Origin of the sequence: Mycobacterium sp. E2462, from assembly GCF_001672685.1 — a bacterium.
Classification (GTDB): domain Bacteria; phylum Actinomycetota; class Actinomycetes; order Mycobacteriales; family Mycobacteriaceae; genus Mycobacterium.
Genome location: NZ_LZKC01000223.1, coordinates 1 through 9,250, shown reverse-complemented (window position 1 = coordinate 9,250; position 9,250 = coordinate 1). Strand labels below are relative to the sequence as shown.

The window sequence follows — 9,250 nt, the reverse complement described above, 5'->3', positions numbered from 1 at the left end:
CAACGCGCAACTGGTCACCTTCACCGCGATGGACATCGACGATCCCCGCGCGCTGGTCCCGGTCCTCGGCGTCGGGCTGGCGCAGCGGCCCCCGGCCCGCTTCGAGCAGTTCAGCATGCCGACCCGCGTCGGGGCCCGGGCCGACGAGCGGTTGCGCTCGGGCGCCGCGCTCGCGGAAGTCCTTGACTATCTGGGCATTCCGCAATCGGCGCGGTCGGTGGTGGAATCGGTGTTCACCGGCCCGCGCAGCTACGTGGAGGTTGTCGCCGGCTGTCATCGCGACGGCCGGCACGCCACCACCGAGGTCGGCATCAGCATCGTCGATACGACCGAGGGACGGGTACTGGTCAGCCCGTCGCGGGCCTTCGACGGCGAATGGGTATCGACCTTCGCCCCCGGAACCCCGTTCGCCATCGCCGTAGCGATCGAACACCTGACCGCCCTGCTGCCCGACGCCGACTGGTTCCCCGGCCACCGGCTGGCCCGAGACTTTTCCGCCCAATACTCCTAACCGCACACGAGATAGAGAAGAGAGCACGATGTTCCAGGTACCGTCCCAGCGCAGTTCGGGGATCCGGTGACGTCCGGCACCGTCATGCCGATCGTCCGCGTGGCAATCCTCGCGGACAGCCGGTTGACGGAGATGGCGTTGCCCGCCGAACTGCCGCTGCGCGAAATCTTGCCCGCGGTCCAGCGGTTGGTAGTCCCGGCGGTCGCCAACGGCGACCCGGAGGACGGCGCCCGCGGCGCCGCCGAGGTCGGTGGCGCCGCGCAACTGAGCCTGGCGCCCATCGGCGGGGCGCCGTTCAGCCTCGACGCCAGCCTGGACACGGTCGGGGTCGTGGACGGTGACCTGCTCGCGCTGCAACCGGTGCCCGTCGGCCCGGCCGCGCCCGGCATCGTCGAGGACATCGCCGACGCCGCCATGATCTTCTCGACCTCACGGCTCAAGCCCTGGGGCAGCGCGCACATCCAGCGATTCGCGCTGGCGGCCACGGTCGTCGTCGCCTTCCTCGCCACCGGTCTCGCGGTCACCTACCGTGCCGCCACCGGCGCGCTGGCGGGGCTGGTCGCCGTCAGCGCCATCGCGGCGCTGACGGCCATCGTCGGCCTGCTCATCACGCCCCGCTCGGCGCGCGCCGGGACGGTATTGACGATCGCCGCGCTGGTGCCGATCGGGGCCGCACTCGCCCTGGCCGTGCCCGGGCGGTTCGGTCCGGCACAGCTGACGCTGGCCGCGGCCGGCGTCACGGCGTGGTCCGCGATCGTTCTGATGGCGCCCAGCGCCCAGCGGGAGCGCGTCGCCGCCTTCTGCACCGCCACCGCGGTCGTGGGGGCCGGGGTGCTGCTGGCCGCGGGCTCCGAATTGCTGTGGCACGTATCAGTATTGGGCATCGGCTGCGGGCTGATCGTCGCGGCGCTGCTGGTCACCATCGAGGCCGCGCCGCTGTCGGCGCTGTGGGCGCGTTTCCCCTTGCCGGTGATCCCGGCGCCCGGCGACCCCACCCCGTCGGCGCCCTCGCTACGGGTGCTCGAAGACCTGCCGCGGCGGGTGCGCATCAGCGACGCCCATCAGAGCGGTTTCATCGCCGGGGCGGTCCTGCTCAGCGCGCTGGGTTCGATCGCGATCGCCCTGCGCCCCGAAACCCTCAGCGGCGCGGGCTGGTACGTGGTGGCTGCCGTCGCGGCGACGTCGGTGCTGCGCGCCCGGGTGTGGGACTCGGCCGCCTGCAAGGCGTGGCTGCTGTCCCAGCCGTACCTGGTCGCCGGCGTGCTCCTGGTGTTCTACACCGCGACAGGGCGATTTGCGGCGGGCCTGGGCGCCGCGCTGGTGCTCGTCGCGCTGCTGCTGGCCTGGATCGTGGTGGCGCTCAACCCGCAGATCGCCGAGCCCGAGACCTACTCGCTGCCGGTGCGCCGGCTGAGGGTTTCGTGGCGGGCGGGCTCGATGCGTCGCTGATCCCCGTCATGGCCTTCCTGGTCGGACTCTTCGGCTGGATCATCGATCGATGATCCGATCCGGATTGGCATGTGCGACAGCGGCATTGGTGGCTGCGCTGTGGACGTGCCCGTCGGCGGTGGCGATCCAACAGCCCAAGATCGATCCGGGTGTGCCGCCGCCGAGCGGGGCGCCCGGCCCGGTGCAACCGATGGAACAACGCGGTCCGTGTGGTTCCCCCGGCGTGCTCGCGGGCAGTGACGTCAACGCCGTGACACCCAGCCAGGCGACGCTGAATCTGCCCGCGGCATGGCAGTTCTCCCGCGGCGAGGGGCAACTGGTGGCGGTTCTCGACACCGGCGTGCGGCCGGGGCCGCGGCTACCCAACGTCGACCCCGGGGGTGACTTCGTCGAAACCACGGACGGCCTGACGGACTGCGACGGGCACGGCACGCTGGTCGCCGGGCTGATCGCCGGCCAGCCGGCGCCTGGCGGCGAGGACGGCTTCTCCGGCGTGGCGCCGGCCGCCCGGGTGGTCTCGATCCGCACGACGTCGGCTCGATATTCGCCGCGCACGCCCGGTGGCGATCCCACGGTCGCGCGGGCCACCCAAGAGGTCGCGACGCTGGGCCGTGCGATCGTGCACGCGGCCGACCTCGGGGCAAGGGTGATCGACGTCTCCGAAATCGCCTGCCTGCCCGCCGACCGTCCCGTCGATCAGGCCGCGCTCGGCGCGGCGATCCGATACGCAGCGGTGGACAAGGACGCGGTGCTGGTGGCCGCGGCTGGAAACAGCGGGCCCACCGGGGCGTTCGGCGGCGGCACGTCGTGCGAGTCCAATCCCCTCACCGACCTCAGCCGCCCGGACGACCCGCGGAACTGGGCCGGCGTCACCTCGGTCTCCATCCCGTCGTGGTGGCAGCCCTACGTGCTCTCCGTGGCGTCGCTGACCGCGGACGGTCAGCCCTCGAAGTTCACCACGGCCGGCCCGTGGGTCGGCATCGCCGCGCCGGGCGAACGCATCGTGTCGGTCAGCAACGCCGACGGCGGGGGGCTGGCCAACGGGTTGCCCGACGAACACCAGCAGCTGGTTCCGTTGAGCAGCACCAGCTACGCCGCCGCCTACGTGGCCGGGGTCGCCGCGCTGGTCCGCAGCAAGTACCCCGACCTGCCCGCCACCGCGGTGGTGCACCGGCTGACCGCGACCGCCCACAACGGCGCGCGGGCGCCCTCGAACGTGGTGGGTGCCGGCAGCGTCGATCCGGTCGCGGCGCTGACCTGGCAGTTACCCGCGGCGAACCAGCCCGGCGCCGCCACCGTGAAGCCGGTCGCCGTGCCGCCGGCACCGGCGCCCAAGGACACCACCCCGCGCACCGTCGCGCTGGCCGGCACCGCGGTGCTGGCCGTGCTGGTCGCACTCGCCGGCGCGGTCACCGCGCTCGCCGCTCGTCGACGAAAGGACATCACCCCGTGAGCTCGCAGCGCTGGATACCCGTTCCCGGGAGCGGCCGCATTACCTTGGCCCTGTTGGCTGTCATCCCCGCGGTGCTGGCTTACCCCTGGCGGTCGACGCGCGACTACTGGTTGATCGGCATCGCCGTCGTCGCCGTGGTCGTGCTGTTCGGATCCTGGCGCGGCTTGTATTTCACCACCATCGCGCGCCGCCGCCTCGCGATCGTCGGGCGCGGAAACTCGTCGAACGTGGACGACGCGGATTCGACGGCGTCCGCCACCGCGCTGCTACGCGTCGGCGCAGCGGACACCGGCGCCGACGTGCTGCCGTTGCCGCTGATCGCCCAGTATCTGGACCGCTACGGCATCCGCGCGGACAAGATCCGGATCACCAGCCGCGACAACGCCTCCGATGCGTCTCGGCGGGACACCTGGATCGGTTTGACCGTATCGGCTGTCGACAACCTGGCCGCCCTGCAGGCACGCTCGCCGCGCATCCCGCTGCACGAGACGGTTCAGGTCGCCGCCCGCCGGCTGGCCGATCACCTGCGCGAGATCGGCTGGGAGGCCACCACCGTCACCCCCGACGACGTTCCCCGGCTGTTGACGTCCAACGCCCGCGAGACGTGGCGCGCCGTGCAGCGCGGCGGGTCCGACTACGTCGCGGCCTACCAGATAGCGGTCGACGACTCGCTGCCCGCGACGCTGGAGGCGATCCGCTCGTACCCCGCCCGCGAAACCTGCACGGCGCTCGAGATCGCCGGTGTGGGAGCCGGTCGCACCGTCGCCGCGGCGTGCGCCTTCCAGACCGACATGGCCCCGGACGGTTCGGCGCCGGCGGCCGGGGTGACCCCGCAACGCGGGAATCACCGGCCCGCGCTGTTGGCGCTCGACCTGCTGTCCACGCGGCGGCTCGACGGGCACACCGCCGCGCCGGCCGGGCTGCTGGAGCGGCTGGACTGGCCCACCCTGACCGGCGGCGCGCACCGGGCGGCAGCCGAAACGGCCTAGGACGTCGCCGCGCACCCGGCCTTCGCCCACCCGCGCAGGCGGTCCGGCGGTCGCCGGGAATGCTCTGGGGGCGATCGCTGGATCCCGACGCGTGCACTACCATCCGCTGGCGGGGGGACCACGCCGAGTGGGGGTCCGTCGCGCCCAGGACGCAATGGTCAGACCGGCGGCGCCACCGATCCCGGCGTTTCCTCCGCCGCGACGACGCGCCCGCGCGACCAGGCGGTCCGCGGGGGCATACGGTAATACCGTTCGCTGACAGCCGAGCAACGGTGGCGCGCCGGGCAGGAGGACCGACATGTGGGATCCCGATGTGTATCTGGCCTTCGCCGACCACCGCGGCAGGCCGTTCTACGACCTGGTATCCCGCGTGGGGGCCGAGCGGGCGCGGCGCGTCGTGGACCTCGGCTGCGGCCCGGGCCATCTGACGAAATACCTGGCGCGGCGCTGGCCGGACGCAGTGGTCGAGGCGCTGGACAGCTCCCCGGAGATGGTGGCCGCCGCCCGGGAACGCGGGGTCGACGCCACGCTGGGCGACGTACGCAAATGGGAGCCGAGCCCGGATACCGACGTGGTGGTCAGCAACGCCGCGCTGCACTGGGTGCCCGAACACGCCGACCTGCTGGTCCGATGGGCGGCTCAGCTGACGCCCGGCTCGTGGATCGGCGTGCAGATGCCGGGCAACTTCGAGTCACCGTCCTACGCGGCGGTGCGCGCGCTGGCGAGACGCGAGCCGTACGCAAAAGTTCTGCGCGACATACCGTTTCGGGTGGGTGCGGTGGTGCAGCCGCCGCTGCATTACGCCGACCTGCTGCTGGACGCCGGGTGCAGGGTGGACGTGTGGGAGACCACCTACCTGCACCAGTTGACCGGGCAGCATCCGGTGCTGGATTGGATCACCGGCACGGCGCTGGTCCCGGTGCGCGACCGGCTTGACGACGAGGATTGGGACCGATTCCGCCGGGAACTTGTGCCGCTGCTGCGCGACGCCTATCCGCCGCGCGCGGACGGCACCACCATCTTCCCGTTCCGGCGGGTGTTCATCGTCGCCGAGGTCGGCGGCGCGCGCCGCGCGGCGGGATAGTCGGCGCCGTCACCGCTCGGTGGACCGGCCTTCCTCGATCCCGCGGTCGGCGGCGATCGCCGAGCGCGAGCTGGGCTTCGCGTGGTGAATGTGCTGATAGGTCTCGGTGTACCGCGCCGAGATGCGGGTGCCCGCGAAATCGGAGGGAATGACGTCCCCGGTTCGCTGACGCCAATCATGCAGGCGCACAGCGAGATCGGCGGCGATATCGTCGGCGCCCGGGTCGCCCGCGGCCAGCAGGTTGGTGGTCTCTTCGGGATCGGCGCGCAGGTCGTAGAGTTCGCGCTCCGGGCGCGGCGTTGTGACGTAGGGCGCCACGGCCAACCCCGACGGGCTCTGCTCGATGTCGAGGGGCAGGTCCAAAAGCGGCCGGGGCACGTAGTTCTCGATGTAGCTGTAGTCCTTGGTCCGGATGGCGCGGATCGGGTCGAAGGAATCGTGGTAGGTCTTCGTCGTGTAGACATAGTCACGCGGCGGCCCGGCCGACGAGCCGGAACCCCGCAGCCCGTCGGCGTGCGAGACGCCGTCGACGTCGGCGGGCACCGCGATGCCCAGCAGCCCCAGCAGCGTCGGCACCAGGTCGACGCCGCTGAACAATTCGTCGTACACGCGGCTCCCGCCGGGCCGGCCGGTGGGGGGACGAACGATCAGCCCGATACCGGTTCCGGCGTCGTAGAGCGTGGACTTCGCCCGCGGGAACGCCGGGCCGTGATCGGTGAAGAACACCACCCAGGTCGTGGCGTCGTGCCCTGTTTCGGCAAGCGCGTCCAGCAACCGGCCCACCGCGGCGTCGGCCGTGCTGATCGCCCCGTAGAACGCGGCGAGGTCGTCGCGCACCTCGGGGGTGTCGGGAAGGTACCCGGGCGGGTCGACCCGCGCGCTGTCGGCCGGGACGTATCGCTCCGGTGGATAGGGCCGGTGCGTCTCGAAGAACCCGGCGGTGAGCAAGAAAGGTTGTTGCGCAAGGCTATTCGCGTCGTCACGCAACCACGCCTCGGCCTTGTCCGTGACGTAGTCGCAGTAGGAGTTCGACACGTCAAATTCGTCGAATCCCAACCGCTTCGGGTAAGACGTCTCATGCTGCATACCGAAAAGCGCCGAGTAGTAGCCGGATTCGCCCAGGATCTCCGGGAGGGTCCGCACGCCGTTGCGGTATTCCCAGCCGTGGTGGGCCAAGCCGATGAGGCCGTTGCCCTGCGGGTAGCGGCCGGTGAACAGCGAACCCCGCGACGGCGAACACAGCGGCGCCGTCGCGTGGGCCCGGGTCAACAAGATGCCCTCGGCGGCAAGCTGGTCCAGCCGCGGGCTCGACACGTCGGCGTGGCCGTAGGCGCCGAGGTGCCGCCCCAGGTCGTGCCAGTGCACGATCAGGACGTTGTCCTTCCGGTCGGCTGGCTGGCCCACGCTCGCGCCCGGCGTCACATCCGTCACCTCTTCAACTTGCCTTGCGACGGGCGACGATACCGCAGGCCGGCCGCACGGTCCCGACGCACCGGCGCGTCACGACGTGGCGTCTGGGGTGGGCGCGGCCCAACGGTTCTCGCTGACGAACTCCGACAGTGGGCGCCCGAACGCCCACTGGTCCAGCTCCAAGGCCGGTCGCTCGGGAAACGCGGGCACCGGTCCCAGGCACAGGATGGCGACCGGTTCGGCGCCCGCCGGCAGGTGCAGCAGCGAGGCCAGCCGGGTCGGATCGAACAGCGACACCCACCCCATGCCCAGCCCCTCCGCCCGGGCCGCCAGCCACAGGTTCTGGATGGCGCACGACACCGAGGCGAGGTCCATCTGCGGCAGCGTGCGCCTGCCGAACACGTGCCGCTCGCGGTCGTCGCCCAGCGCGACGACCAGCAGCTCAGCGCACTCGAGGATGCCCTCGACCTTCAGCGCCAGGAACTCCTCGGCCCGTTCCCCGAGGGCGGCGGCGGTCAGCGGACGCTCCTCGTCGACCAGGGCGTGGATGCGCCGCCGCAGCGCGTCGTCGGTGATGCGGATGAAGCGCCACGGCTGCATCAGGCCCACGCTGGGCGCGGCGTGCGCGGCCTGCAACAGCCGCGCCAGCACCTCCTCGGCCACGACGGCGCCCGGCGTGAACCTGCGCATGTCGCGGCGCTCGGAGATCACCCGGTAGACGGCTCGCCGCTCCTCGGGACTGAACGCCTGGTCGGTCATGCCAGCCATCGTAAAAAATCCGCGTTAGCGTAAGTCGTATCGCCGACGGACCTGGCCGACGCCGGAGAAGGGAGTACTTCGTGAAGCCTTCAAACCTGCTCGAGCACCTCGATAACGCGGCCGACTACGGGCAGCCCTATCAAACTCCCGACGGCTACACGGTGATCCCGGTCGGCAAGCCGCTGGGGGTGTTCGTCATCCGCGACGGCGAGGCCACGTGGAAGGCCGCCGTCGACACCGACCGGATCGCCCTGATCGGGGTGCTCACCGGCCTGGTGGCGACGCTGCTCGCCGGGCTGGCGATGCTGCGGCAGCCGCCCTGGCCGCGAATCACCCTCACGGACTGAACGTGACTCCGACCGCGCGGAACACGTATTCGGGTGGCATGGCGAAGGCCAGGGACCGCCGCGGCAGCACGTCCAGCACCTCCTGGGGGATCGCGACCTTGTAGTGCAGCGACAGCTCGCCGGTGAACTTCTCGTCGACCTGTGCCACGTCGACCTCGACCTGCAGCCCGGTCGCGGAGATCTCGACCTTCGCGGCGCCGGTCTGCGGCGCGTCCCACCGCGCGTTGACGGTGGGGCCCGCCAGTCGGGGCAGCATCGACAACGTCGCCAGCGCCCGCTGTGAGGTGAACACCACCGAGCCGGTGTAGCTGGCCACGCCGTGCGGCAACCGCACGCCCGGGATGGCGCCGCTGAAGCGCCGCGTCACCGCGACGTAATCGGCGAGGTACGTCAGGCCTTCGGCTTCAACCTGCGTGTGCAGGTCGTCGGGCAGCTTGCCGATGCCGAACAACTTGCGGACGAAGACGGCCATGCCGCCCAGTATGACTGGGCGGGCAGCGGGCCGTGCGAACCTCACCGCCCGACGGCTGGTATCCGTGGGTCATGACCCGCTTCCGGACCGCCGCGGTCCGCTACCTCGCGCCGCTCGCCGTTGTCGGCTACGCCGTCATGTGGATCGGCTACCTGCGGCACTGGTCCTGGCTGCACGGGATGGACTGGACGCTGCTGAACGCGGCGCGTGGCGCCGCGCACCGGCATCCGGCGTGGGTGGAGGCGTGGCAGTTCGTGTCGGTGTGGCTGGGCCCGCCGCTGTGGCGGCTGGTCGCGCTGGTGGCGGCGGTCGCCGCCCTGGTGCGGCGCAACGTGCGGGCGGCCCTGGTGTTGTTGGCCTGCGGGCCGCTCAACGGACTGGTGACCACCGCGGCCAAGGGTCTGGTGGATCGGCCGCGGCCGCCGACCATGCTGGTCGCCGCGCCCTCGACGTCGTTCCCGTCCGGCCACGCGCTCGAGACGACGGCCGCGCTGCTCGCGCTGGTGTCGTTCCTGCTGCCGTTGCTGAACCGGGCGCTCGGCCGGGTCACGGTGGCGGTGGCGACCGCGGTGGGGCTGGCGGTCGGCGTCTCGCGAGTGGCACTGAACGTGCACTACCCGTCGGACGTGCTGGCCGGGTGGGCGTTGGGGTACCTGTGGTTTTTGTTGTGCTGCGGCATCTTTCGTCCATCGGGGGCGCGCCGGTGGATCGGGCGGACCTGCGCGCGCGCGTTGGTCGCCACCGCGGTGGCGTCGAACGTCGGGTCCTCGATGGTG

8 protein-coding genes and 3 pseudogenes are annotated in these 9,250 nt (G+C 71.7%); 7 read left to right on the top strand and 4 right to left on the bottom strand.

Annotated elements, in window-relative coordinates:
* The 5 genes and pseudogenes from A5714_RS11215 to A5714_RS11195 form a co-directional block, all read left to right on the top strand.
* Window positions 1-511, top strand: a 511-nt coding sequence (locus A5714_RS11215) for an ESX secretion-associated protein EspG (RefSeq protein ID WP_197513639.1), incomplete at its 5' end; no start/stop codon positions are given.
* An 84-nt stretch (window positions 512-595) separates the two neighbouring features.
* Window positions 596-2,013: pseudogene (eccD, locus tag A5714_RS11210) on the top strand (type VII secretion integral membrane protein EccD).
* Window positions 2,010-3,413, top strand: coding sequence for a type VII secretion-associated serine protease mycosin (mycP, locus tag A5714_RS11205; protein WP_068285226.1), 1,404 nt, complete (start codon window positions 2,010-2,012; stop codon window positions 3,411-3,413). Before eccD ends, mycP begins: the two are co-directional and overlap by 4 nt.
* On the top strand, window positions 3,410-4,402 hold the full coding sequence (gene eccE / locus A5714_RS11200) for a type VII secretion protein EccE (RefSeq protein ID WP_068285224.1): 993 nt from the start codon (window positions 3,410-3,412) through the stop codon (window positions 4,400-4,402). The genes mycP and eccE overlap by 4 nt, the downstream gene beginning before the upstream one ends.
* Before the next feature lie 298 nt (window positions 4,403-4,700).
* Window positions 4,701-5,486, top strand: coding sequence for a trans-aconitate 2-methyltransferase (locus tag A5714_RS11195; protein ID WP_068070220.1), 786 nt, complete (start codon window positions 4,701-4,703; stop codon window positions 5,484-5,486).
* Between the two features lie 9 nt (window positions 5,487-5,495).
* On the opposite strand, the gene A5714_RS11190 is transcribed toward A5714_RS11195, so the two are convergent.
* Window positions 5,496-6,917 (bottom strand): sulfatase, encoded by a 1,422-nt coding sequence (locus tag A5714_RS11190; RefSeq protein WP_068285222.1) that lies wholly within the window; start codon window positions 6,915-6,917, stop codon window positions 5,496-5,498.
* 69 nt (window positions 6,918-6,986) lie between these two features.
* Window positions 6,987-7,655: a 5,6-dimethylbenzimidazole synthase gene (bluB, locus tag A5714_RS11185; protein ID WP_068285219.1), complete on the bottom strand. Its 669-nt coding sequence runs from the start codon at window positions 7,653-7,655 to the stop codon at window positions 6,987-6,989.
* An 80-nt stretch (window positions 7,656-7,735) separates the two neighbouring features.
* Here bluB and A5714_RS11180 point away from each other — a divergent pair, with 80 nt between their 5' ends.
* Window positions 7,736-8,002 carry a hypothetical protein gene (locus A5714_RS11180; protein WP_068285217.1) on the top strand — a complete coding sequence of 89 codons (267 nt, stop codon included), beginning with the start codon at window positions 7,736-7,738 and terminating at the stop codon, window positions 8,000-8,002.
* Here A5714_RS11180 and A5714_RS11175 read toward each other — a convergent pair.
* Window positions 7,992-8,474: a hypothetical protein gene (locus A5714_RS11175; RefSeq protein WP_068070216.1), complete on the bottom strand. Its 483-nt coding sequence runs from the start codon at window positions 8,472-8,474 to the stop codon at window positions 7,992-7,994. The genes A5714_RS11180 and A5714_RS11175 overlap by 11 nt on opposite strands.
* A gap of 71 nt (window positions 8,475-8,545) precedes the next feature.
* On the opposite strand from A5714_RS11175, the pseudogene A5714_RS27110 reads away from it, so the two are divergent.
* Window positions 8,546-9,178 (top strand): annotated as a pseudogene (locus A5714_RS27110) (phosphatase PAP2 family protein); the annotation flags it as partial.
* Here A5714_RS27110 and A5714_RS27105 read toward each other — a convergent pair.
* Window positions 9,175-9,250, bottom strand: a pseudogene (locus tag A5714_RS27105) (hypothetical protein); the annotation flags it as partial. The pseudogenes A5714_RS27110 and A5714_RS27105 sit on opposite strands and share 4 nt — an antisense overlap.

Bases quoted from the DNA above. Each gene is read 5' to 3' on its own strand.
- mycP (WP_068285226.1), top strand. From the start codon at position 2,010: ATGATCCGATCCGGATTGGCATGTGCGACAGCGGCATTGGTGGCTGCG.
- A5714_RS11195 (WP_068070220.1), top strand. From the start codon at position 4,701: ATGTGGGATCCCGATGTGTATCTGGCCTTCGCCGACCACCGCGGCAGG.
- bluB (WP_068285219.1), bottom strand. From the start codon at position 7,655: ATGACCGACCAGGCGTTCAGTCCCGAGGAGCGGCGAGCCGTCTACCGG.
- A5714_RS11175 (WP_068070216.1), bottom strand. From the start codon at position 8,474: ATGGCCGTCTTCGTCCGCAAGTTGTTCGGCATCGGCAAGCTGCCCGAC.